This window comes from Ectopseudomonas guguanensis (assembly GCF_900104265.1).
Lineage (GTDB): Bacteria > Pseudomonadota > Gammaproteobacteria > Pseudomonadales > Pseudomonadaceae > Aquipseudomonas > Aquipseudomonas guguanensis.
This window is the reverse complement of record NZ_FNJJ01000003.1, coordinates 81323-104903: the sequence shown is the minus strand read 5'-3', so window position 1 is coordinate 104903 and position 23581 is coordinate 81323. Positions and strand designations below refer to the sequence as shown.

The following is a 23581-nucleotide window of genomic DNA, read 5'->3' as shown; positions in this document are numbered from 1 at the left end:
TCAGGCGCGCAGCTCGGCGACCACCGCAGCCAGCGCCTGCGCAGGATCGGCGGCCTGACTGATCGGGCGACCGATCACCAGATAGTCGGAGCCGGCCTCCAGCGCCTGAGCCGGGGTAAGGATGCGCTTCTGGTCATCGGCATTGCTGCCGGCAGGACGAATACCCGGCGTCACCAGCTGCAGGCGCGGCTGCGCGACCTTCAGCGCGCGGGCCTCCTGCGCCGAGCAGACCAGACCATCGAGCCCGGCATCGGCAGCCAGGCCGGCCAGGCGCAGCACCTGCTCCTGTGGCGGCACGTCCAGGCCGATGCCGGCCAGATCCTGCTGCTCCATGCTGGTCAGCACGGTCACGCCGATCAGCAGCGGCTTGGCGCCAGTCAGCTTGTCCAGCTCGTTGCGGCAGGCCGCCATCATGCGCAGGCCGCCGGAGCAGTGCACGTTGACCATCCACACGCCCAGCTCGGCCGCAGCCCTGACCGCCATGGCCGTGGTGTTGGGGATGTCGTGGAATTTCAGATCGAGAAACAGCTCGAAGCCCTTGGCCTGCAGCGCCTCGACCACCTGCGGACCACTGCGGGTGAACAGCTCCTTGCCGACCTTGACCCGGCACAGCGCCGGATCGAGGCGATCGGCCAGGGCCAGAGCGGCTTCGCGGCTGGGAAAGTCGAGGGCGACGATGATCGGGGTTTGGCAGGCAGGCATGAGCGGGTCTCGAACAGGATAAAAAACGCCGCGCATTGTAGCGCAAAGCTCGCCGGCACTGGTCGCGGTCAAAGCCCCTCCCACATGCAAACCTCTAGTCTGTAGCCCGGATGAAAGCCGGGGCTTTGGCTTCGGCACAAAGGCATCGCGGCTGAAGCCGCTCCCACGGGGCACTGAACTTCCGCAGGAGAGGCAGGGGCGGCATTGCGTTTCGGCCGGGAAAGCCAAAGGATCAGGCGATCAGGCGATCAGCCGTTCACGCAGACGACCGAGCATACCGAGCAGACTGCCGACCTTCTCCTGCTCGCGCTCGTCGCGCGGCACCTCGGCCAGGCGAGTGACCACCTGTTGCGGCTGGGTACGCCAGATCAGCGCCTGTTCGGCGGCTGCCTTCAGCCCCTTCTCGAACAGACCGCGGCGAATCGGCTTGGGCAGATAGCGGAAGATCTGCGCCTCGTTGACCAGGCGCAGTAGCGCCTGGGTGTCCTGAAATGGCGTGACCACCAGGCTGAGCAGGCGCGGGTGAGCCTGCGCCAGGGTCTTGAGCAGCGGCGCGGTGTCCTCGCCGACCAGCTTGAGGTCGCTGACCAGAATGTCCACGCGCTCGTTGTTCAGTTGCAGCACTGCCTCGGCCAGGTTGCGCGCGCGCAGCAGCTGGTGACCGCCGGCAACGCAGAACTCGCCGACGACGCCGAGCGTGTCCGGATCATCGTCCAGCAGCAGCACTGCCAGCGGTGCGCTCAGCGCCGCACTGGCACCCGAGGCCACCGGCTGCGCCTGACGCACCGCCAGCTCTGCCGCCTGGCGCAGGGTGAAGGCCATTTCCTGCTGATCCCAGGGCTTGGTCAGGTAGCGGAAGATGCCGCCGTTGTTCAACGCCTCCACCGCGGCATCCAGATCGGAATAGCCGGTCAGGAGGATGCGCAGGGTGTTCGGGGCGATCTCGCGGGCTTCGGCCAGCAGCTGCGCTCCGCTCATCTGCGGCATGCGCTGATCGCTGACCAGCACGTGAATGTGCTCCTCGCGCAGGCGCTGCAGTGCGCGCAGCGGATCGCTCTCGGTCAGCACCTCGTAGTGGCGGCGAAACTGCATCGCGAGGCTGCGCAGGATACGCTCCTCGTCGTCGACGAACATGATGCGAACGGGTGCGGACATCAGGCGCTCCTTTTCATGGCGGCGGTGGCGGGCAACGGCAGGCTGACGAGAAAGCGCGTGCCACGCCCTGGCTCGGAGGCGACGCGAATCTGGCCACCGTGGTCCTGGACGATCTTGTAGCTGATGGACAACCCGAGGCCGGTACCCTGGCCCACCGGCTTGGTGGTGAAGAACGGATCGAAGATCTTCGCCATGACCTCCGGCGGCATGCCGCGGCCGTTGTCCTGCAGCGAGAGGTGGATGCCCTGGGCATCGGCCCAGCTGCGAATCTGGATGCGCCCCTTGCCATCGATGGCCTGGGCGGCGTTGGTCAGCAGGTTGAGCAGCACCTGGTTGATCTGCGAAGGCGCGCAGGCGATACGCGGCAGCTCGCCGAGCTGCTGCACCACCTCGGCCTTGTCCTTGATGTGGTTGCGCGCGATCAGCAGCGCGCTGCGGATGCAGTCGTTGAGGTCCACCTCTTCGCTCATGGCACGGTCGAGACGGGCGAAATCCTTCAGACCCACCACCAGTTCGGCAATCTGCTCGAGGCCGTACAGGGTGTCGCCATACAGCTGCTGCAGATCCTCGGCGAGCAGCTCCGGCGCCGCCTGCTGGCGAGCCTGTTCGGCGGCCTGCAGGGCCTGGCTCAGGCTCGCCTCGTCGCAGTCGGGATCGTTCAGGCACTGGCCCAGGCGCGCCTGTGCGGCGGCGAGTTCGAACAGTGGCTCGCTCAATTCGCGCAGCAGCTGCACGTTGTTCTTCACGTAGCCCAGCGGCGTGTTCAATTCATGGGCGACGCCAGCGACCATCTGCCCGAGCGACGCCATCTTCTCCGATTGCAGCAGTTGCGCCTGGGACTCCTTGAGGTCCACCAGCGCCTGGCGCAGCACGCGGTTGCGCTGGGCGACGCGCGCTTCCATGGCCTTGAGCAGGTCCAGCACCGTGCCCAGACCGCAGTACCCGCCCTGGGCATCGATCAGCACGAAGTCCTCGGTGATCGGGTATTGCAACTGCGCGGTGACCTGCTTGGAGGCCTCTTCCAGGCTGGCTTCCAGGCTGACGATCAGCGGCGCGTCGTTCATCACCTCGCCCACCGGGTGACGGCCGCGCAGGTCGCGCCCGAAGCGCTGCATGAAGATGTCCTGCAGGGTGGCGCGACTGACCAGACCGAGCGGCCGATTGTTCTCGTCCACCACCGGCAGGGAGAGAAAGGCACGGTGCTCGGCCGCCAGGAACAGGTCGGCGACCTCGTTGATGCTCATCGACGCTGCGAGCGGCTTCACGGCTCGCAGCAGCGATTGCAGCGCGCTGGCGTGGGTCACGAACGGCCTCCCCTGCTGTCGGAAAGCCGCCATTCAAGCAGCGCCAGGTTGCCATCTTGTGACAGGGATCACGACTCGCCGCGCCAGGCTGGTGCGTCCAGCACGCCCCTTGCACCGTTGTCACGCCTGCGCGCCAATCGCCCTGCGCCCAGGAACCGCGAAACACGGGCGGCAAGCCCTCTGGCATGAGCACTGCACGGCAGATCCACCACACTTGCAGCAGGTTGCAGCCATGCCCTACCAAACCACCATCGGCAGCCTGGTCTACCGCTTCGCCGACCTCAAGACGCTGCTGGCCAAGGCCAGCCCGGCGCGCTCCGGCGATTACCTGGCGGGGCTGGCCGCTGCCACCTATGAGGAGCGCATGGCAGCCAAGCTGGCTCTGGCCGAGGTGCCGCTCAAGCGTTTTCTCGACGAGGCGCTTATCCCCTACGAGCAGGACGAAGTCACCCGCCTGATCATCGACCGCCATGATGCCGCTGCCTTCGCCCCGATCAGCCACCTGACCGTGGGTGACCTGCGCGACTGGCTGTTGCTGGAAAAGACCGACAGCGCGCGCCTGGCGGCCGTAGCCGCCGGCCTGACGCCGGAGATGGTCGCCGCCGTGAGCAAGCTGATGCGCAACCAGGACCTGATCCTGGTGGCGCGCAAATGCCAAGTGATCAGCCGCTTTCGCAACACCCTGGGCCTGCCCGGTCATCTGGCCGTGCGCCTGCAGCCCAATCACCCCACCGACGACGTGCGCGGCATCGCCGCCAGCATGCTCGATGGCCTGCTCTACGGCTCGGGCGACGCCACGGTCGGCATCAACCCGGCCAGCGACTCGCTGCCGACGCTGATGCGCCTGTGGCAGATGATGGACGAGGTGCGCGAGCACTTCGAAATCCCCATGCAGAGCTGCGTGCTCACCCATGTCACCACACAAATACAGGCCATCGAAGCCGGCGCGCCGATCGATCTGGTGTTCCAGTCCATCGCCGGCACCGAGGCCACCAATGCCGGCTTCGGCGTGTCCCTGGCGATCCTGCGCGAGGCCCACGAGGCCGCGCTGTCGCTGGGACGCGGGACGTTGGGGGATAACCTCATGTACTTCGAAACCGGCCAGGGCAGCGCGCTGTCGGCCGGCGGCCACCATGGCGTCGACCAGCAGACCTGTGAAGCCCGCGCCTACGCCGTGGCCCGCGAGTTCCGCCCGCTGCTGGTCAACACCGTGGTCGGCTTCATCGGCCCGGAATACCTCTACGACGGCAAGCAGATCATTCGCGCCGGCCTGGAAGACCACTTCTGCGCCAAGCTGCTCGGCCTGCCGATGGGCTGCGACGTCTGCTACACCAACCACGCCGAAGCCGATCAGGACGACATGGACAGCCTGCTCACCCTGCTCGGCGCGGCCGGCATCAACTTCATCATGGGCATCCCGGGCGCAGACGACATCATGCTCAACTACCAGAGCACCTCGTTCCACGATGCGCTGTACCTGCGCAGCGTACTGGGCCTGAAACGCGCCCCGGAGTTCGATGCCTGGCTGGCGCGCATGGCCATTACCGAGCCGAGCGGCCGCCTGCGCGAGATCGGCCGCGGCCACCACCTGCTCAAGCAACTGCCACATATCTCGGGAGCCGCGTGATGGCCAACGATCTGATCCAGCACAACCCCTGGGACGAACTGCGCGCACACACCTCGGCGCGCATCGCCCTCGGCCGCGTCGGCTGCAGCCTGCCCACCCGCGAGGTGCTCAAGTTCGGCCTGGCCCACGCCCAGGCGCGCGACGCCGTGCATCGCCCGCTGGACTTCGCCGAACTCAAGCATCAGCTGCATGCCGCCGGTTTCCGGGTGCTGAAAGTGCGCAGCAATGCCGAGGACCGTCAGACCTACCTGCTGCGCCCGGATCACGGCCGCCACCTGCATGGCGACTGCAGGCTGCAGCTGCAACACGAGCTGCCGGCGCCGGAGCTGGCCATCGTGCTGGCCGACGGCTTGTCCGCCATCGCCGTGCAGCGCCATGCCCTGCCGCTGCTGCAGGCCTTTCGCGAACGCTTCGCTACCGACTGGGCCAACACCCCGGTGGTGCTGGCCGAACAGGGCCGCGTGGCGATTGGCGACGGCATCGGCGAAGCGCTGCGCGCGCGCCTGGTGATCGTGATGATCGGCGAGCGCCCGGGCCTGACCTCGCCGGACAGCCTGGGCCTGTACCTGACCCATGCGCCGCGGGTGGGCTGCCCGGACAGCGCGCGCAACTGCATCTCCAACGTGCGTCCCGAGGGCCTGCCTTACGAACTGGCCGCGCACAAACTCGACTACCTGACGCGCCAGGCGTTGCGCCTGCAACTGAGTGGCGTGCAGCTCAAGGACGAAAGCGATCTGCAAGCCATAGCGCTACAGGCCAACTGACAACTCTCCGATCGCGGGGTATGGTGAAGGCTCCATTCCCCGGAGAGGACTCGTCATGCCCTGGTACGTCTGGCTATTGCTGGTGCTGGTATTCGGCTCGGTGATCGGTAGCCTGCTGATACTGCGCAGCAGCGCCAAGAAGATGCGCCTGAGCGAGGATCAGCTCGAACGCATGCGCAAGCGCGCCATCGAGCAGGAAGCCAAGGACGCGCGCGAGCGTCAGCGCTAGGCACGTCACCTCCCCGCAGAGACAGCCTGCTAGACTGCGCGCCTTCCAAGGAGAAGGTGCCATGCCCCTGCATCTGCGCTTGCTGCTTCCCACCTCCACCCTGGCCCTGGCTACGGGCCTGGGCTTCGTCCAGCCCGTCGGCCTGCTGCTGGGCATCCTTTTCGTCATCGCGCTGCTGGCCGGCCAACGGCATCTGCCTGAGTGGTTATGGCTGCCGCTGATCCTGCTCGGCAGTATCGCTCTGGCAGCGCATCTGCTGCCCGGCTTTCGTCCCTGGCAGCTGTGGCAGCCGCGCTCCATCAGCGCCGATGCGGCGCCCTACGGCCTGCGCCTTTCCTGGGACAAGCTGCTGCTGGGCACTGCGCTGCTGGCCTGGTGGCTGGGGCAACCGCACCGGCCAGTCATAGCGCCGAAACGGGCCTGGTGGGTGTGCCTGGCCACCCTGCTGCTGATTCCGGCACTGGCCATCGCCCTGGGCCTGGTTGCCTGGCAACCCAAATGGCCCGAAGGGCTGTTGCTGTGGCTGGCGGTCAATCTCGGCGTGGCGGTGCTGGCCGAGGAGCTGCTGTTTCGCGGCATGCTGCAAACGGCGCTGGTCAAGCGTCTGGGCACCTGGCCCGGCTTGCTGCTGACAGCGGGCCTGTTCGGAGCGGCTCACCTGCCCTTCAGTCCGCTATTTGCCGTGGTGGCGACCTGTGCGGGGCTGGGCTACGGTCTGGCCTTTCACTACAGCGGGCGTCTGAGCCTGGCCATCGCCCTGCATGGCGCGGTCAATCTGCTGCATATTCTGCTGCTGAGCTATCCGCTGCGGCTGACGTGACGGCGATACGGTAGGGCGAGAAAATGCGCGCCAGCTCGCCATTGGCACGCAGCTGTTCGAGCAGCGCAGCGAAGCGTTCGGCGCTGATCGGCGCGCCGGAGCGAATCATCGCGTGGTGGCGATAGACCTGATCGATACGCTCGGAAATCAGCAGCTGGCGAGCGTACTCGCGATTGCGCTCGAGAAAGTCGTAGAGATTGGAGCGCGTCACCAGGGCGATGTCGGCACGCCCGCGCAGCACCATCAGCAGGTTGCTGTCGTGGGAATGGCCGAGATTGGCGTTGAAGGTAGTGGTGAGAAACTCCGGGTCGCTGTTGAACTGGGCGAACCCATAGTGATAACCGCGATATAGCGCCAGGCGCTTGCCGGCCAGCTCATCGAAGAAGTGCTGGTCACGCAGAGCCTCGCTGCGGGCGACGAACAGCTCGGCATCCTCCAGCCCCATGTCGACGGCTTCGGCATCGATGCCCTGCCAACCCCATTGCGGGTTTTCGAATATCGCCATGTCGATGCGCCCGCGCTGCAGGTCGCCGAAGCGGCGCACGATGGCGGTGGGCAACATGGTGAAGTGGTATTCGCTCTGCTGCTGATTCAGCGCTTCGAGCAATTGCGGCAGAAGCCCACTCGACTCCTGCAGGTTGGACTTGACCACATAGGGCGGGAAGTGCGCACCGCCGACCTTGACCACTTCGGCAGCGCAGAGAAGACCGGCAAACGACAGCAACAAGGCACCCACACATCCATGAATCCAGCGCCGCGCATGCCGCATGTCGAGTCCCCAAAAAAATCCTTCTCTCAGTGTGGTGCAGCCTACTCCAGTCTCTCCTGACCGACTAGATGGATTTTCATTGCACGGACACGTTGTTGCCCAGTTGCAGACGATAGCGCCCAAGTAGCCTTGATAGCTCGCCGTTGCCCTGCAACTGGTTCAACAACCGGGCAATGTCGGAGGGGCCTACAGGCCCCTCGGGCCGCAGCAGTACCTCATGGTGATAGAGCTGGTCCAGACGTTCGGAAACCAGCAGCCTGGGCACCAGTTCCGGGTGCCGATCCAGAAACAGCTCCAGGTATGAACGGGTCACCACGGCGATATCGGCACGCCGCGCCAGCAGCATGCGCAGGTTGCTGTCGTGGGAATAGGTCAGCACTGCATTGAAGGTGCGCATCAGGTATTCAGGGTCGGCATCGAAACTGGCGAACCCATAGTGGTAGCCGTGGTAAAGCGCCATGCGCTTGTCGTCGAAGCGCTCGAAGTAACGCTGATCACGCCCTGGCTCGGCAGCGGTGACGTACACCTCCGCATCGTCGATATCCATCCCCAGGGCCAGATAAGGCGTGCCTCGCCACCCCCAGCGACTGGACTCGAAGAACATCAGATCGAAACGGCCATTTTCCAGGTCGCGGTAACGACGAGTCGCCGAGGTGGGTACCAGCACGAAGTGGTACTGCTGCTGCAGCGCGTTGAGCGCACGCAGCAGCTCCGGCACCAAGCCTTGCGGATAGGCTGACTCGGGTTTGTCGAGGTACGGCGGAAAGTGATAGCCGCCGACGCGCACTTCCTGCACCGCAACGGCAGCAGGCATATGCAGCAGACAAAGACAGCACAACAGGCTGAAGGCAAGCGCGCGCAAACTCGACCTCTCGTCACGAAGTACGATACGGGGCATCCAGGGCCACGTGTTCGAGCCGAAAACCGGCGGTTGTTCCTAGCCTAGCCGAGTTTGCTCAGACTTCCTTGCACACCAGCGACAATGCTTCTTCGGCCAGCTGATCCAGGCTCATCGGCCCCTGGGGACGGAACCAGGTGGTGGTCCAGCTCAGCGCACCGGTGAGAAAACGCCGCTGGATGAAGGGGTCACCCTTGAAGTAGCCGGCCTCGCGCGCCTCGCCCAGCACCGCCAGCCAGATCTGCTCATAGGTGTCGCGCAGGGCCAGCACCTGCGCCTGGCCGTCTGCCGACAGCGAACGCCATTCGTAGACCAATACGGCCATGGCCTCGCCGGTGCCGCCCATGATCGATTGCAGCTCGCAGCGAATCAGCGCCAGTAGCCGTTCGCGGGTGCCCTGCGCCGAAGCCAGAGCCGCGCGCATCAGCGCAGTGTTGTAGACGATGGTTTCCTCCATCACCGAACGCAGGATTTCATCCTTGCTCTTGAAGTGATGGAAGATGCTGCCGGACTGAATGCCGATGGCGGCGGCCAGATCGCGCACAGTGGTGCGCTCGTAACCCTTGCTGCGGAACAGGTGGGCGGCCATCTGCAACAGCTTGCCGCGGGCGCTGTCCGGATCGGTCACCTGGCCGCTGGCGACCAGTTCCTGCATCACGGCCTGGGCCTTGTGTTCATCCACGCTGACTTCTCCCCTGATTGCCCTGCTCGGCGTTTGTTCTGATGAATTCTTCATGCTGCCGGCAAGTGCTTGTCTTGCTTGATGAAATGTATGCGGCGCCAGCGGACCAAGCAAGCGCTTGGCCGTACTTTTGGCCGATTTGCCCTCCTTCAGCGCTTTTCAACCAAGCGCTTGCTTGGTAATGTCGACTCACCTTCAATGTGTGACGGGCCAATTCCAATGAGCAAGACCGTACGCATCGGCTGCGCCTCCGCGTTCTGGGGCGACACCTCCACCGCCGCCGACCAGCTGGTGCGCGGTGCCGAGCTGGATTACCTGGTGTTCGACTACCTGGCCGAAATCACCATGTCGATCATGGCCGGCGCCTGCATGAAGAAGCCCGACGAGGGTTACGCCCGCGACTTCGTCGAAGTGCTCATGCCGCTGCTCGGCGAGCTGGCAGCGAAGAAGATCCGCGTCATCAGCAACGCCGGCGGGGTCAACCCGATGGCCTGCGCCGCCGCCCTGAGCGCCGCCTGCGAGCAGGCCGGCGTACAGCTGAAGATCGCCGTGCTGCACGGCGACAATCTGCAACCCAAACTCGGCGAGCTGGTCAAGGCCGGTACCCGCGAGATGTTCACCGACGCGCCGCTGCCGCCCTTCTGCGTCTCGGTCAATGCCTACCTGGGCGCACCGGGCATAGTCGCGGCATTGGATGCCGGTGCCGACATCGTCATCACCGGCCGCGTGGTCGACAGCGCCGTGGTCAGCGCCGCCCTGGTGCATGAGTTCGGCTGGGCCTGGAGCGACTACGACAAGCTGGCCCAGGCCGCACTGGCCGGGCACATCATCGAGTGCGGCGCGCAGTGCACCGGTGGCAACTTCACCGACTGGCGCGACGTGCCGGACTACGAGCACATCGGTTTCCCCATCGTCGAAGTCGAAAGCGATGGCCGTTTCGTCGTGACCAAGCCGGAGGGTTCCGGCGGCCTGGTCACGCCTTTTGCCGTTGGCGAGCAGATGCTCTACGAGATCGGCGACCCGCGCGCCTATCTGCTGCCGGACGTGGTCTGCGATTTCACCCAGGTCGAACTTAGCCAGGTCGGCGCCGACCGCGTGCAGCTGCAGGGCGCGCGGGGCCTGCCGCCCTCCGCGCACTACAAGGTCAGCGCCACCCACCCGGACGGTTTTCGCTGCACCGCCAGCTGCGTGCTCGCCGGTATCGATGCCGTGGCCAAGGCCGAGCGGGTCAGCCAGGCGATCATCAACAAGACCGAAGAGATGTTCGCCGAACGTGGCTGGGGCCGTTACCAGGAAGTCAGCGTCGAGCTGCTGGGTAGCGAGGCCACCTACGGTGCCCACGCTCGGCGCCAGGACAGCCGCGAGCTGGTGGTGAAAATTGCCGTGCGTCACGCCAAGAAGGAGGCGCTGATCCTCTTCTCCCGCGAGATCGCCCAGGCCGCCACCGGCATGGCACCGGGCCTGACCGGCATCGTCGGCGGTCGCCCCACCGTCTACCCGGTGATCCGTCTGTTCAGCTTCCTGGTGGACAAGAGCGCCTGCGCGCTGGAAGTGGAAATTGGCGGCGAACGTCAGCCGGTCGCCCTGCCTCAGGTCGATGCCTTCGACCCCGAGCGACTGCGCGCGCCAGCCGCCCTGCCCGTACCGATGGGCGAAGCCGACGCTGCCGTGCCACTGATCCGCCTGGCCGTGGCGCGCTCCGGCGACAAGGGCAACCACAGCAACATCGGCGTGATGGCGAGAAAACCCGAGTACCTGGCGTGGATAGCCGCTGCGCTGACGCCCGAAGCCGTGGCCAGCTGGATGGCGCATACCCTGGACGCCGAACAGGGCCGCGTCAGCCGCTGGTACCTGCCGGGCAGCCACAGCCTCAACTTCCTGCTGGAAAACGCTTTGGGCGGTGGCGGCGTAGCCAGCCTGCGCATCGACCCGCAGGGCAAGGCTTTCGCCCAGCAGTTGCTGGAATTCCCGGTGCCAGTGCCCAGGGCGCTAGCTGAAAGCCTGTAGGAGCGAGCTCTGCTCGCGAAGACGTTTCGTTCGCGAGCAGAGCTCGCTCCTACAACAGAACTAGGCGTCCCCAAAGAGCCGAAGGACAAGAACAATGAGCTACGACTCCGTATTCAAACCCGGCCTGTTCGCAGACCAGACCATTCTGGTCACCGGCGGTGGCAGCGGCATCGGTCGCTGCGTGGCCCACGAACTGGCCCACCTGGGCGCCCATGTGGTGCTGGTCGGGCGCAAGCAGGAGAAGCTGGAGAAGACCTGCGCCGAAATCATCGAGGATGGCGGCGGCGCCAGCTTCCAGGCTTGCGACATCCGCGACGAAGAGGCAGTGAAGGCCATGGTCGGCGCGGTGATTGCGCAACGCGGACGCATCCATCACCTGGTCAACAACGCCGGCGGCCAGTTCCCCGCGCCGTTGATTGGCATCAACCAGAAAGGCTTCGAGACAGTGGTGCGCACCAACCTGGTGGGCGGTTTCCTGGTGGCCAAGGAAGTCTTCCTGCAGAGCCTGAGCAAACACGGCGGCAGCATCGTCAACATGCTCGCCGACATGTGGGGCGGCATGCCCGGCATGGGCCATTCCGGCGCGGCGCGGGCCGGCATGGAGAACTTCACCAAGACCGCCGCTTACGAGTGGGGCCACGCCGGCGTGCGGGTCAACGCCGTAGCGCCGGGCTGGATCGCCTCCAGCGGCATGGACACCTACCCCGAGTCGATGAAGAACATGATCCGCAACCTCAAGGATCACGTGCCGCTGCAACGCATCGGCAGCGAGTCCGAGGTGGCCGCCGCCATCGTCTTTCTGCTCAGCCCCGGCGCCAGCTTCATCAGCGGCAACACCATCCGCATCGATGGGGCGGCCAGCCAGGGCACCCGTGCCTGGACCCTGGGCAAGGCGAGAAACAGCGAGCCCTACAACGGTTTCCACCGGGCCTACCTGCCCGATGTACTGAAAGATCAGGAGTAAGGCGATGCCCGTGATCCAATCGGAAATCGACGTGCATGGCGAAGCCTTCGCGCAGAACCGCGAGGCCATGCTGGCCGCCATCGCGGCCTTCCGCGAGGTGGAGCAGAAGGTGCAGGGCAAGGCGCAGGAGGCCAAGGCCAAGTTCGACAAGCGCGGCCAGTTGCTGCCGCGCGAACGCCTCAACCTGCTGCTCGATGCCGGTGCGCCCTTTCTCGAACTGGCCTCGCTGGCCGGCTACAAGCTGCACGACGACAAGGACGGTAGCCAGGCCGGCGGCGGCCTGATCGCCGGTATCGGCTACATCGCCGGTGTACGCTGCCTGGTGATCGCCAACAACAGCGCGATCAAGGGCGGCACCATCTCCCCCACTGGCCTGAAGAAATCCCTGCGCCTGCAGCAGATCGCCTTCGAGAACAAGCTGCCGGTGGTGACCCTGGCCGAGAGCGGCGGCGCCAACCTCAACTACGCCGCCGACATCTTCGTCGAGGGCGCGCGCGGCTTCGCCAACCAGGCGCGCATGTCCGCCATGGGCCTGCCGCAGATCACCGTGGTGCACGGCTCCAGCACCGCCGGCGGGGCCTACCAGCCCGGCCTGTCGGACTATGTGGTGGTGGTGCGCGGCAAGGCCAAGATGTTCCTTGCAGGCCCGCCATTGCTCAAGGCCGCCACCGGCGAGATCGCCACCGACGAGCAACTCGGTGGCGCCGAGATGCATGCCCAGGTCGCCGGCACCGCCGAATACCTGGCCGAGAACGATGCCGATGGCGTGCGTTTGGCGCGCGAGATAGTCGGCATGCTGCCGTGGAACCAGCAGCTGCCGGCACGTGAGAAACGCACCTGGCGCGAGCCGCTGTATCCGGCCGAGGAGTTGCTGGGCCTGGTGCCGGCCGATGCCAAGAAGCCCTACGACGTACGCGAGATCATCGCGCGCATCGCCGATGGCTCGGCGTTTCTCGACTTCAAGAACGAGTTCGACAGCCAGACCGTCTGCGGCCATCTGCAGATCGAAGGCCAGGCCTGCGGCTTTATCGGCAACAACGGCCCGATCACCCCGCAAGGCGCGGCCAAGGCGGCGCAGTTCATCCAGCTGTGCGAGCAGAGCAATACGCCGATCCTGTTCTTTCACAACACCACCGGTTTCATGGTCGGCACGGAATCGGAACAGAACGGCGTGATCAAGCACGGCTCGAAGATGATGCAGGCCGTGGCCAACGCCACGGTGCCGAAACTGACCATAGTGGTCGGCGGTTCCTACGGCGCCGGCAACTACGCCATGTGCGGCCGCGGCCTCGACCCGCGCTTTATCTTCGCCTGGCCCAACAGCCGCACCGCCGTGATGGGCGGCGCCCAGGCCGGCAAGGTGCTGCGCATCGTCACCGAGGACAAGCACGCCAAGGAGGGCAAGGAGCCTGACCCGAAGATGCTCGACATGCTGGAGATGGCCACCGCGCAAAAGCTCGACAGTCAGTCCACGGCCCTCTATGGCACCGCCAGCCTGTGGGACGACGGCCTGATCGATCCGCGTGACACGCGCAAGCTGCTGGGCTTTCTGCTGGATATCTGCGCCGAAGCCAATCTGCGACCGCTGAAGAAAAGCAGCTTCGGCGTCGCGCGTTTCTGACCGTAGGGCGGGTGAAACCCGCCAAGCACACGGCGGGTTTCACCCGCCCTACAGACCCATTCGATACGGAGCACAACAACAATGATCTTCACCCAGGAACACGAAGAACTCCGCCGTACCGTCCGCAACTTCGTCGACAAGGAAATCAACCCGCACGTCGACGCCTGGGAGAAGGAAGGCCGCTTCCCCATCCACGACATTTTCAGAAAAGCCGGCGAGCTGGGTCTGCTGGGCATTTCCAAGCCGGAGAAATTCGGCGGCATGGGCCTGGACTACAGCTACTCCATCGTCGCCGCCGAAGAGTTCGGCACCATCCATTGCGGCGGCATCCCCATGTCCATCGGCGTGCAGACCGACATGTGCACACCGGCCCTGGCACGCTTCGGCTCTGATGAGCTGCGCGAAGAGTTCCTGCGCCCGGCCATCAGCGGCGAGATGGTCGGCTGCATCGGCGTCTCCGAAGTTGGCGCCGGCTCCGACGTGGCGGGCCTGAAGACCACCGCACGCAAAGACGGCGACGACTACGTGATCAACGGCAGCAAGATGTGGATCACCAACTCGCCGTCGGCCGATTTCATCTGCCTGCTGGCCAACACCTCGGACGACAAGCCGCACGTCAACAAGTCGCTGATCATGGTGCCGATGAAGATCCCGGGCATCAGCGTCAGCCCGCACCTGGACAAGCTGGGCATGCGCAGCTCGGAGACCGCCCAGGTGTTCTTCGACAACGTGCGCGTGCCGCAGCGCTACCGCATAGGGGCGGAAGGGTCTGGCTTCATGATGCAGATGCTGCAGTTCCAGGAAGAGCGCCTGTTCGGCGCAGCCAATATGATCAAGGGCCTGGAGCACTGCGTCGACGCCACCATCGACTACTGCAAGCAGCGCCACACCTTCGGCCAACCGCTGATCGACAACCAGGTCATCCACTTCCGCATGGCCGAGCTACAGACCGAGATCGAGTGCCTGCGCGCGCTGGTCTATCAGGCCACCGAACAATACGTGAAGGGCCGCGACGTGACCAAGCTGGCATCCATGGCCAAACTCAAGGCCGGCCGCCTGGGCCGCGAGGTATCCGACGCCTGCCTGCAGTACTGGGGCGGCATGGGCTTCATGTGGGACAACCCGGTGTCGCGCGCCTACCGCGACGTGCGCCTGGTCAGCATCGGCGGCGGCGCCGACGAAATCATGCTCGGCATCATCTGCAAGCTGATGGGCATTCTGCCGGGGAAAAAGAAGGGCTGACCCGTAGGGCGGGTGAAACCCGCCACTCACACCGTTGCGGCGGGTTTCACCCGCCCTACCGAGGTATGCGATGAACGACCTGCCCCACTGCGAAACCCTGCTGCTGAACCTCGAAGGTGGTGTGCTGCACGTCACCCTCAACCGCCCGGACAGCCGCAACGCCATGAGCCTGGCCATGGTCGGCGAATTGCGCGCGACCCTGGAAGCCGTGCGCCATGAGCCGAACGTGCGCGCCCTCGTCTTGCGCGGCGCGGGCGGCCACTTCTGCGCTGGTGGCGATATCAAGGACATGGCCGGCGCCCGCGCAAAAGGCGGCGATGCCTACCGCGAGCTGAATCGCGCCTTCGGTGCGCTGCTGGAAGAGGCTCAGACAGCACCGCAGGTACTGGTGGCGGTGCTGGAAGGTGCCGTGCTCGGCGGCGGTTTCGGCCTGGCCTGCGTGTCCGACGTGGCCATCGCCGCCAGCGACGCCAGGTTCGGCCTGCCGGAAACCACCCTCGGCATCCTCCCGGCGCAGATCGCCCCCTTCGTGGTGCGCCGCATCGGCCTGACCCAGGCGCGCCGCCTGGCGCTGACCGCCGCCCGCTTCGACGGTGCCGAGGCCCTGCGTTTGGGCCTGGTGCACTACTGCGAGAACGATGACGCCGCCCTGCAGCAGCGCCTGGACGAGACCCTGAAGCAGATTCGCCAGTGTGCGCCGCAGGCCAACGCCCAGACCAAGGCCCTGCTGCTGGCCAGCGAACGCGAAGCCCTCGGCCCGCTGCTCGACCGCGCCGCCGAACAGTTTGCCGCCGCCGTGACCGGCGCCGAGGGCGTCGAAGGCACCATGGCCTTCGTGCAGAAGCGCAAGCCTAAATGGGCCCAATGATGGATTGGACAGACCAGCACAGCCGACAAAGACCGTAGCCCGGATGCAATCCGGGAGCGCTCGGCCAACATGATTCCCCGGATTGCATCCGGGCTACGCACAGCAGGAGCACAAAGATGCCCGCATTCAACAAGATCCTGATCGCCAACCGTGGCGAGATCGCCTGCCGGGTGATGCGCACCGCCATCGAACTTGGCTACCGCACCGTCGCGGTGTACTCCGAGGCCGATGCCGATGCCCGCCACGTACAGATCGCCGACGAAGCCGTGTGCATCGGCCCAGCCCAGGTCAACCAATCCTATCTGCGCATCGACGCCATCATCGAAGCCGCGCGCAAGACCGGCGCCGACGCCATTCACCCCGGCTATGGCTTCCTCTCCGAGAACGCCGACTTCGCCCGCGCCTGCGAGGCGGCCGGCATAGTCTTTATCGGCCCGACCGTCGAAGCCATTCACCTGATGGGCAGCAAGCGCCTGTCCAAGATCGCCATGCTCGAAGCCGGCGTGCCCTGCATCCCGGGCTATGAAGGCGCCGCCCAGGATGACGAGACCCTGGCCAGCGAAGCCGAACGCATCGGCTACCCGCTGATGATCAAGGCCAGCGCCGGTGGCGGTGGCCGCGGCATGCGCCTGGTACAGGAATCTTCCGAACTGCTGGGACAGATCCGCACCGCCCGCTCGGAGGCGCAGAACGCCTTCGGCTCCGGCGAGCTGATCCTCGAGCGCGCCGTGATCCGCCCGCGCCACGTGGAGGTCCAGGTATTCGGCGACCAGCACGGCAATATCCTCTACCTCGGCGAACGGGACTGCTCGGTACAACGCCGCCACCAGAAGGTGGTCGAGGAAGCGCCCTGCCCGGTGATGACGCCCGAGCTGCGCAAGGCCATGGGTGAAGCGGCGGTCAAGGCTGCAGCTTCGGTGAACTACGTCGGCGCCGGCACCGTGGAGTTCCTGCTCGACGCCAGCGGCGAGTTCTTCTTCCTGGAAATGAACACCCGCCTGCAGGTGGAACACCCGGTCACCGAGCTGATCACCGGCCAGGATCTGGTGGCCTGGCAGATACGCGTCGCCGAGGGCCAGCCCCTGCCGCTGCAGCAGGACGAGATTCGCCTCACCGGCCATGCCATGGAGGTGCGCCTGTACGCCGAGGACTCGGCCGCCGGCTTCCTGCCGCAAACCGGCCAGGTGCTGCGCTGGGAACCCGAATTGTTGGCTGGCGTGCGCATCGACCACGGCCTGGTCGAGGGCCAGGCCGTCACCCCCTTCTACGACCCGATGCTGGCCAAGGTCATCGCCTACGGCGCAACCCGCGACGAAGCCCGGCGCAAGCTGGTGCGCGCGGTCGAGCAGTGCGTGCTGCTCGGCGTGAACGGTAACCAGCGCTTTCTCGCCAACCTGCTCAAGCACCCGGAGTTCGCCGCCGGCAACGCCACCACGGCGTTTATCACCGAACACTTCGCTGATGACCCCAGCCTGCAGCCGCACACGGCCAGCCTGGCCGAGCTGGCCATGGCCGCTGCCCTGCTCTACCAGACCTCGGCCGACGCCCGCGCGCACCAGCCCGGCCTGTCCGGCTGGCGCAGCGCCGGCAGCGCGCCTTGGCGCTTCGTCCTCAAGCAGGGCGAACACAAGCACGCCGTGGAGCTGGACGTGATCGCCAGCGGCATGCAAGCGCAGCTGCGCGTGCGCCGCGGTGAGGAACAGCTGTCCCTACGCCTGCTGGCCAGCGACGGCCGCTGGCTAACCCTGGAACTGGACGGCGTTCGTCGCCGCCAGGCCTACCACCTCGAAGGTGAGCGCCTGTGGCTGTACGGTGAACACGGCAACCTGGAGCTGCTGGATGTTACCCACGAGCCGGCCGGTGGACAGAACGCCGCCAGCAGCGGCGCGGTGAATGCGCCGATGGATGGTGCCATCGTCGAGGTGCTGATCGCCGAGGGAGCCAGCGTGAGCAAGGGGCAACTGCTGGTTGTGCTGGAAGCGATGAAGATGGAGCACCCGCTCAAGGCTGGTGTCGACGGCATCGTTCGCCGCGTCGGCGTGAGCCAGGGCGACCAGGTGAAGAATCGCCAGTTGCTGGTGGAAATCGAAGCTGTAGAGGCTTGATATATCGCTGTGGGAGGGGCTTTAGCCGCGAGCGTCGTTCATCGCGGCTAAAGCCCCTCCCACGGCCCCATAACAACAAGAAGGAGCACGCCCATGTCCCTTTCCGGCAAGACCCTGTTCATCACCGGCGCCAGCCGTGGCATCGGCCGCGAGATCGCCCTCAAGGCAGCCGCCGATGGTGCCAATATCGTCATCGCGGCCAAGAGCGCCGAGCCGCACCCGAAGCTGGCGGGCACCATCCACAGCGTCGCCGCCGAGGTCGAAGCCGCTGGCGGCAAGGCGCTGGCCCTGCAGCTGGATGTGCGCGATGAGCAGGCCGTGGTCGCCGCCATGGCGCGCGCGGCCGAGCATTTCGGCGGTATCGATGCCCTGGTCAACAATGCCGGGGCGATCAAGCTGGTGGGCGTGGAGAAGCTTGAAGCCAAGCGCTTCGACCTGATGTACCAGATCAACACCCGCGCGGTGATGGTCTGCAGCCAGGCGGCCTTGCCATATCTGAAACAGAGCGCCAGCGGGCATATCCTCAACCTCTCCCCGCCGCTCAACCTGGATGCCAAGTGGTTCGCCCAGCACGGCCCCTACACCGTCACCAAGTACGGCATGAGCATGCTCACCCTGGGCATGAGCGAGGAGTTCAAGAAGTACGGCATCAGCGTCAATTCGCTGTGGCCGAAGACCATGATCGCCACCGCGGCCATCGAGTTCGAACTGGGCAGCCGCGACGCCTTCAAGCGTGCGCGCACGCCGGTCATCATGGCCGATGCGGCCCACGCCATCCTGAGCAGCGAAGGCCGCAGCCTCACTGGGCGCCTGCTGATCGACGATGACATCCTGCGTGAACAGGGCGTCACCAACTTCGAGCAGTACCGCTTCGATCCCGCTGGCGGCAGCCTGGTGCCCGATCTGTTCGTCGATTGAGCACTGGATGCGCTCCGCTCCCCTCTCCCATTTATGGGAGAGGGGCTGGGGGAGAGGGAATGCCGTTTCCGACTTTGTAGCCGGATGCAATCCGGGCTACGTGCGAGCCTCGACCCGTAGGGTGCGCCGCGCGCACCAAGACGACCCGCGGATTTGCACCTGGCTCGGTGCGCACAGCGCACCCTACGACACGGTGCGTATTTGCCGATCTGCCCGCCGTTCGGCGCACCAGAGCCATGGTTGCTGCGTGCCACGCTGACTAGAGTCAGGACTCGCCCTCAATTCATAACAGCCCAAGTGCGAGCCCCATGAGCCAAGCCGATCTGATTTCGCCCTTCCGCTTCCTGGCCCACCTGCCGCAGCACCTGCCACGCGTGCCGCGCATGCTGCGCGGCCTGTACTACGCTGGCATCCGTAACCGCGAGAAGAACCTGTCACTGGCCTGGGCCCTACAGCGCGCTGCCGAGCGCCACCCCGAGCGCCCGGCGCTGATGGACGAAAACCGCCAGCTCAGCTATCGCGCCTTCAATGCCTGGGCCAACCGCCTGGCCTGGGCGTTCAAGGCCGAAGGCGTCGGCCATGGCGACGTGGTGGCGGTGATGCTGGAGAACCGCCTGGAGCTGCTGGCGATCCTCGCCGCCCTGAGCAAGCTCGGCGCGGTCGGCGCACTGATCAACACCACCCAGCGCGGCAAGGTGCTGGCGCACAGCTTCAACCTGGTCAAACCCGGCTTCCTGGTGATCGGTGACGAACTGCTCGGCGCTTTCGGCGAATTCGCCGCTCAAGTGCAGAACCAGCAGGCCAAACGCTACTGGATCGCCGACCAGGACTGCCTGCGCGATCCCGGCCAGGCGCCGGACGGCTGGCTCAACCTGATGCACCTGGCCGCCGGCCAGGCCCAGGACAACCCGCCGGACAGCCAGCGCGTACGCATGAAGGATGCCTGCTTCCTGATCTACACCTCCGGCACCACCGGCCTGCCCAAGGCCTCGATCATGAGCCACGGCAAGTGGATCAAGGCCTATGGCGGCTTCGGCCATTCCGGCCTGACCCTGAACGAGCACGACGTGCTCTACCTCACCCTGCCCTGCTACCACAACAACGCCGTCACCGTATGCTGGAGCGCGGCCCTGGCCGGCGGCGCGGCCATCGCCCTGCGCCGCAAGTTCTCAGCCAGCGCCTTCTGGAGCGACGTGGCGCGTTACCAGGCCACCTGCTTCGGTTACATCGGTGAACTGTGCCGCTACCTGCTCAACCAGCCGGAAACCGATAGCGAAAGGAACAACAGCCTGCGCTGCATGATCGGCAACGGCCTGCGCCCCTCGATCTGGGCCGAGTTCAAGCAGCGCTTCGGCGTCGAGCAGATCACCGAGTTCTATGCCTCCAGCGAAGGCAATATCGGCTTCACCAACGTCTTCAACTTCGACAATACCGTCGGCTATACCCCGGCCACCTACGCCATCGTCCGTTACGACCTGGAAAACGACCGCCCCGTGCGCGGCAAGCAGGGCTTTCTGCAAAAGGCCGACAAGGGCGAAGCAGGCCTGCTGATCAGCGAAATCAGCGCCAAGTGGCCGTTCGACGGCTACACCGATCCGGCCAAGAGCGAGGCGGCGATCCTGCGCGACGTATTCAAGAAGGGCGATGCCTGGTTCAACACCGGCGACCTGATGCGCGACATCGGCTGCAAGCACGCGCAGTTCGTCGACCGCCTCGGCGACACCTTCCGCTGGAAGGGCGAGAACGTTTCGACGACCGAGGTGGAAAACGTGCTTGGCGCCTTCCCCGGGGTAGAGGATGCGGTGGTCTACGGCGTGGAGATTCCCGGCACCAATGGCCGCTGCGGCATGGCTGCATTGCGCCTGGCGCCTGGCATCGAGCTGGACGGCGCCGCGCTGGCCGCCCACCTCGATGCGGAACTGCCGGCCTACGCCGCGCCGCTGTTCGTCCGCCTGCTCGGCGAAGTCGAGACCACCGGCACCTTCAAGTACAAGAAAACCGACCTCAAGCAGGCCGGCTACGACCCGAGCAAGGTCGATGGTCCGCTCTACGTGCGCCTGCCAGGCTCGGACAGCTTCCAGCCGCTCGATGGCGAACTGCACGCGGCCATCGCACGGCAGGCCTATCGTTTCTGAGCGAAACGCTACGCCCGAGATGGCTCGACCTCAGGCGAGCGCCAGCTTTGCAAGTGTGCGCTGTCCAGGCGCTGCCAGTGCACCGCATCGCTAAGCTGTTCGGCAGGCAGCCAGATATCGCCACTTCGGATCAGCATCTGTCGGGGCAGTGCCAGCAACCTCTCCATCGTGATCAACTGCACCTCGTGCTCGACACCACTGACGTGCAGGCCGTTGGCATCGAACGCCTCGAAGCACGGCATCGTAGGCAGGGGCCGGACGCTGTAGCGCAGCGTATGCTCCCAGATATCCAGCAGCAACAGGTGCCACTGTATGGTCTCCTCGCTGATCACCCGGTGACTCAACGCCAGATAGCGGCCGTCCGCCGACCAGGCCATCGAGGGTGCCAGATCCGCGATACCACAACCGGAGGCGGTCAGGACGCAGGCACCACCCGGCACAAGCCCACTGCCTTCATGCATTTTTCTGTCCAGTCCGAACAGCCAGGCGGCATCGCCTGCACCGGGTGCAGCGAGCAGGTAATCGCCCTGAGCACTGGCAGGCACAGGGCGCCATTCCAGACGCCAATTGGGCAGCAGACGCAACGACCAGGCATCGACCGCCACCTGCACGGTCCGATGATGCAAGCGGCCAAGCGCAACGAAGGCGTCGGCCTGTTGCGCTGCCGGCGCCAGCGCCTCGAGGCGCGGCAAGGGACCGGCACCAAGGGCAGTTGCCTGCCTGCCGACTATCTGCTGCAGGCTGATGACGCCGTCTTCGAACGCCTGCAGCCCGGCGATCAGCAGCGGCTCGTCGAGTCTCAGCAGGCGCCGCGCCAGCACATCAGCCACAACCAGTTGATGCGGAACGGCGGGCGCCTCGGCAAAGGCGATCAAGGCCAGATAACGCCCGCAGTCCGAAACGCGGTGATCGAGACACCATTGCCCCGGCAACCGCCAGGCGCCGACATGGCAGGCAAAGGCATGACGACGGCCATCGCGGCTCTTGCGCAGCAGGGTCAGGCAGGGTTGCGCGCCACCTTGCATCGACGGCAGCTGCAGCGACACGACGCCCGCATGCTCCCCATCCAGCTCGATGCACAGTGTCAGAGCCATAGGCTTTTCCGTTTCCGCCCCATGCATCAGCGCCTCGTAGAAGAGACGCTCATCCTCCAGACGACAGGGCGTGCTCCACTCCAGTACGGGTTCATCGACGAGCGATTGCCAGGGCTCCTCCAGCGGACGCCAACCGGAGGCTACTCGCCACAGCCAGGTAGCGCTTTCCTCCACCGACTGGCTCTCGGCTCGCGCGCGACAGACAAGCGCCTGATCGTCTTCACTCCATAGTACCGAAGCGCCCTGATTGAGCAGCAGTCCGGTGGGCTGCTCATCCAGCCAAAGGCTATGCCCGGACTCGCCTTGGCCACCCACCGTGCTGAACGGCTCACCCCGCAGAGTGCGGCTGCCCTGCGGTGCACTGAAGATCAAGTGACCGCTGGCATCGACTTGGCCCTGACAACTGCGCCCCGGCGCAGGGATGCTGACGACCGCGGGCGGCTCGATTGGCGCAGGCGAAGACGCCATTACCTGGACGATGGGGCGGGACCACTGATCGATTCCAGCCTGTGGCTGCTTAGCCACCCGGCCATCAACCGCCCAGGCAAAGCCAGCTATGGTTCTGGCCAGCCAGGCGGTGCCATATTTGGGTAGGTAGCCCGAATGGGGGGCAATTTGCAGCGAGAGAGCAACTCCCTGAAAGCGCAGAGTGACGTCCTGACGTTTGACGACAAGTCCCAGAAACCGCATCCAGACGTACAGATGTACCCAGCTGAAAATCAGGATGAACAGTCCGACAGCGAACCCGAGAAAGCCGGAAGTAGTTCCCCATAACTGAAAGCTGAGCCCCAAGACCATGCTCATCAGAGGGACTGGGAGGCGTTTGACGAACTCAGGGTGTCCGGCAACCACGATGATTGTGGTCGCGATCAAGATGGCTTGCACGATCCCCCACGAGTACCACCAAGGGACAAAGATCCCAACAGCCAGTGGAATAACGAAACTCAGCAGGGTGAGCAGGACTTTAGCTTGCGTAGAGCTTTCGTGCTCATCGAGCATCAACGACATTCGGCACTCCTTTGCCAGTGACTCAGATAGAGGCTGCGATGATAGCAGCGCCCCGCACGCGCAGGATTGAGCCAGCCCGCACTCTGCCTCGATCGTGCATAGCCAAATATGACGAACGGAAGCCTACCGCCTGAACTCGAACTGCACCTCGGCGCCTTCGATGGAATCCCAGTAGTCGTCCACTCGCTCGTTGCTGATCAGCCGACCGCTGATCTGGAACGGGCTTTGGACTTCGGGTTTCTCGCCGAACATCGGCGGCAACAGGGGCGAGAGCTCCTCGCGGGTTTCGCTTTCCAGCGCCAGTTCGAACAACTCCTGCGGCACGCTCAGATCCAGCGCCAACCGGGGTTCGGGCTGGGGAGCGATGGCGGGTTTGGCCTTGGCCGGGGGCTTGGCCTGCGCTTGCGGTTTGTCCGTGGCCTTGGGCTTGGGCTTGGCGGGTTCCGCCGGCTCGGGCTTGGGCGCAATGACTGGAGCCGGCGCCTCGTCCGGCTCGCTCGCAGTCACATCCGCCGGTGCCTCGGGGGCTGGCGAAACGACAGCGGGAGCGGCGCTTTCGGGCTTTTCCGCAGCGGGCTCCGGAGCGGGCTCGCAGCCGCTCAGCAGAGCCAGGCATACGAGCGTTAGACAGGTTCTACGCATCATGGGGACAGCAGCAACTCGATCAAC

Annotated in this window: 20 protein-coding genes; 12 read left to right on the top strand and 8 right to left on the bottom strand. The window is 65.4% G+C overall.

The window, feature by feature from the left end; translation table 11 throughout:
* The 3 genes from pyrF to BLS61_RS05175 all read right to left on the bottom strand — a co-directional run bounded on the left by pyrF (nt 1) and on the right by BLS61_RS05175 (nt 3161).
* Complete coding sequence (pyrF, locus tag BLS61_RS05185; protein WP_090428304.1) at nt 1–702, bottom strand: orotidine-5'-phosphate decarboxylase; 702 nt, start codon at nt 700–702, stop codon at nt 1–3.
* A gap of 240 nt (nt 703–942) precedes the next feature.
* Nucleotides 943–1860 carry a response regulator gene (locus BLS61_RS05180; RefSeq protein ID WP_090429156.1) on the bottom strand — a complete coding sequence of 306 codons (918 nt, stop codon included), beginning with the start codon at nt 1858–1860 and terminating at the stop codon, nt 943–945.
* Entirely contained in the window at nt 1857–3161 is a 1305-nt protein-coding gene (locus BLS61_RS05175; protein ID WP_090428302.1) for a sensor histidine kinase, read from the bottom strand. Before BLS61_RS05175 ends, BLS61_RS05180 begins: the two co-directional genes overlap by 4 nt.
* Nucleotides 3162–3393: 232 nt before the next feature.
* Between BLS61_RS05175 and BLS61_RS05170 the strand changes: the two genes are divergently transcribed.
* The 4 genes from BLS61_RS05170 (at nt 3394) to BLS61_RS05155 (ending at nt 6601) form a co-directional block, all read left to right on the top strand.
* The gene (locus tag BLS61_RS05170; protein ID WP_090428300.1) at nt 3394–4788 is read left to right on the top strand and encodes an ethanolamine ammonia-lyase subunit EutB; all 1395 of its coding nucleotides are present in this window, start codon (nt 3394–3396) and stop codon (nt 4786–4788) included.
* A complete protein-coding gene (gene eutC / locus BLS61_RS05165; RefSeq protein WP_090428297.1) occupies nt 4788–5552 on the top strand; it encodes an ethanolamine ammonia-lyase subunit EutC in 765 nt (254 codons plus the stop codon). The genes BLS61_RS05170 and eutC overlap by 1 nt, the downstream gene beginning before the upstream one ends.
* A gap of 55 nt (nt 5553–5607) precedes the next feature.
* Nucleotides 5608–5781: a DUF2897 family protein gene (locus tag BLS61_RS05160; RefSeq protein ID WP_081648502.1), complete on the top strand. Its 174-nt coding sequence runs from the start codon at nt 5608–5610 to the stop codon at nt 5779–5781.
* A 61-nt stretch (nt 5782–5842) separates the two neighbouring features.
* Nucleotides 5843–6601: a CPBP family intramembrane glutamic endopeptidase gene (locus BLS61_RS05155; RefSeq protein WP_090428294.1), complete on the top strand. Its 759-nt coding sequence runs from the start codon at nt 5843–5845 to the stop codon at nt 6599–6601.
* Here BLS61_RS05155 and BLS61_RS05150 read toward each other — a convergent pair.
* From BLS61_RS05150 to BLS61_RS05140, 3 genes are all read right to left on the bottom strand, one after another.
* On the bottom strand, nt 6552–7370 hold the full coding sequence (locus BLS61_RS05150; protein WP_167358701.1) for a substrate-binding periplasmic protein: 819 nt from the start codon (nt 7368–7370) through the stop codon (nt 6552–6554). The two genes, BLS61_RS05155 and BLS61_RS05150, sit on opposite strands and share 50 nt — an antisense overlap.
* A gap of 76 nt (nt 7371–7446) precedes the next feature.
* Nucleotides 7447–8184, bottom strand: coding sequence for a substrate-binding periplasmic protein (locus BLS61_RS05145; RefSeq protein ID WP_090429153.1), 738 nt, complete (start codon nt 8182–8184; stop codon nt 7447–7449).
* Between the two features lie 142 nt (nt 8185–8326).
* On the bottom strand, nt 8327–8950 hold the full coding sequence (locus BLS61_RS05140; RefSeq protein ID WP_090428287.1) for a TetR/AcrR family transcriptional regulator: 624 nt from the start codon (nt 8948–8950) through the stop codon (nt 8327–8329).
* Between the two features lie 219 nt (nt 8951–9169).
* On the opposite strand from BLS61_RS05140, the gene BLS61_RS05135 reads away from it, so the two are divergent.
* From BLS61_RS05135 to BLS61_RS05100, 8 genes are all read left to right on the top strand, one after another.
* Entirely contained in the window at nt 9170–10957 is a 1788-nt protein-coding gene (locus BLS61_RS05135; protein ID WP_090428284.1) for an acyclic terpene utilization AtuA family protein, read from the top strand.
* A 94-nt stretch (nt 10958–11051) separates the two neighbouring features.
* A complete protein-coding gene (locus BLS61_RS05130; RefSeq protein ID WP_090428282.1) occupies nt 11052–11921 on the top strand; it encodes an SDR family oxidoreductase in 870 nt (289 codons plus the stop codon).
* Between the two features lie 4 nt (nt 11922–11925).
* Complete coding sequence (gene atuC / locus BLS61_RS05125) at nt 11926–13542, top strand: geranyl-CoA carboxylase subunit beta (protein ID WP_090428280.1); 1617 nt, start codon at nt 11926–11928, stop codon at nt 13540–13542.
* Between the two features lie 81 nt (nt 13543–13623).
* Nucleotides 13624–14784: a citronellyl-CoA dehydrogenase gene (gene atuD / locus BLS61_RS05120; RefSeq protein WP_090428277.1), complete on the top strand. Its 1161-nt coding sequence runs from the start codon at nt 13624–13626 to the stop codon at nt 14782–14784.
* A 70-nt stretch (nt 14785–14854) separates the two neighbouring features.
* On the top strand, nt 14855–15652 hold the full coding sequence (atuE, locus tag BLS61_RS05115; RefSeq protein WP_090428274.1) for an isohexenylglutaconyl-CoA hydratase: 798 nt from the start codon (nt 14855–14857) through the stop codon (nt 15650–15652).
* Nucleotides 15653–15768: 116 nt separating this feature from the next.
* Nucleotides 15769–17757, top strand: a complete 1989-nt coding sequence (locus BLS61_RS05110) for an acetyl/propionyl/methylcrotonyl-CoA carboxylase subunit alpha (RefSeq protein ID WP_090428271.1) — start codon at nt 15769–15771, stop codon at nt 17755–17757.
* A 93-nt stretch (nt 17758–17850) separates the two neighbouring features.
* Nucleotides 17851–18675, top strand: coding sequence for an SDR family oxidoreductase (locus BLS61_RS05105; protein ID WP_090428268.1), 825 nt, complete (start codon nt 17851–17853; stop codon nt 18673–18675).
* Nucleotides 18676–18983: 308 nt separating this feature from the next.
* Complete coding sequence (locus BLS61_RS05100) at nt 18984–20810, top strand: long-chain-acyl-CoA synthetase (protein ID WP_090428265.1); 1827 nt, start codon at nt 18984–18986, stop codon at nt 20808–20810.
* An 8-nt stretch (nt 20811–20818) separates the two neighbouring features.
* On the opposite strand, the gene BLS61_RS05095 is transcribed toward BLS61_RS05100, so the two are convergent.
* Both BLS61_RS05095 and BLS61_RS05090 read right to left on the bottom strand, forming a co-directional pair.
* A complete protein-coding gene (locus BLS61_RS05095) occupies nt 20819–22912 on the bottom strand; it encodes a hypothetical protein (protein WP_090428262.1) in 2094 nt (697 codons plus the stop codon).
* 123 nt (nt 22913–23035) lie between these two features.
* Complete coding sequence (locus BLS61_RS05090; RefSeq protein ID WP_244157912.1) at nt 23036–23419, bottom strand: hypothetical protein; 384 nt, start codon at nt 23417–23419, stop codon at nt 23036–23038.
* Between the last annotated feature and the right edge of the window lie 162 nt (nt 23420–23581).

Excerpts from the sequence above, each read along its gene's own strand:
- BLS61_RS05095 (WP_090428262.1), bottom strand. The coding sequence starts at position 22,912 with ATGTCGTTGATGCTCGATGAGCACGAAAGCTCTACGCAAGCTAAAGTC.
- atuE (WP_090428274.1), top strand. The coding sequence starts at position 14,855 with ATGAACGACCTGCCCCACTGCGAAACCCTGCTGCTGAACCTCGAAGGT.
- pyrF (WP_090428304.1), bottom strand. The coding sequence starts at position 702 with ATGCCTGCCTGCCAAACCCCGATCATCGTCGCCCTCGACTTTCCCAGC.
- BLS61_RS05135 (WP_090428284.1), top strand. The coding sequence starts at position 9,170 with ATGAGCAAGACCGTACGCATCGGCTGCGCCTCCGCGTTCTGGGGCGAC.
- atuD (WP_090428277.1), top strand. The coding sequence starts at position 13,624 with ATGATCTTCACCCAGGAACACGAAGAACTCCGCCGTACCGTCCGCAAC.
- BLS61_RS05145 (WP_090429153.1), bottom strand. The coding sequence starts at position 8,184 with ATGCCTGCTGCCGTTGCGGTGCAGGAAGTGCGCGTCGGCGGCTATCAC.
- BLS61_RS05155 (WP_090428294.1), top strand. The coding sequence starts at position 5,843 with ATGCCCCTGCATCTGCGCTTGCTGCTTCCCACCTCCACCCTGGCCCTG.
- eutC (WP_090428297.1), top strand. The coding sequence starts at position 4,788 with ATGGCCAACGATCTGATCCAGCACAACCCCTGGGACGAACTGCGCGCA.
- BLS61_RS05110 (WP_090428271.1), top strand. The coding sequence starts at position 15,769 with ATGCCCGCATTCAACAAGATCCTGATCGCCAACCGTGGCGAGATCGCC.
- BLS61_RS05150 (WP_167358701.1), bottom strand. The coding sequence starts at position 7,370 with ATGCGGCATGCGCGGCGCTGGATTCATGGATGTGTGGGTGCCTTGTTG.
- BLS61_RS05100 (WP_090428265.1), top strand. The coding sequence starts at position 18,984 with ATGAGCCAAGCCGATCTGATTTCGCCCTTCCGCTTCCTGGCCCACCTG.
- BLS61_RS05105 (WP_090428268.1), top strand. The coding sequence starts at position 17,851 with ATGTCCCTTTCCGGCAAGACCCTGTTCATCACCGGCGCCAGCCGTGGC.
- atuC (WP_090428280.1), top strand. The coding sequence starts at position 11,926 with ATGCCCGTGATCCAATCGGAAATCGACGTGCATGGCGAAGCCTTCGCG.
- BLS61_RS05130 (WP_090428282.1), top strand. The coding sequence starts at position 11,052 with ATGAGCTACGACTCCGTATTCAAACCCGGCCTGTTCGCAGACCAGACC.
- BLS61_RS05170 (WP_090428300.1), top strand. The coding sequence starts at position 3,394 with ATGCCCTACCAAACCACCATCGGCAGCCTGGTCTACCGCTTCGCCGAC.
- BLS61_RS05160 (WP_081648502.1), top strand. The coding sequence starts at position 5,608 with ATGCCCTGGTACGTCTGGCTATTGCTGGTGCTGGTATTCGGCTCGGTG.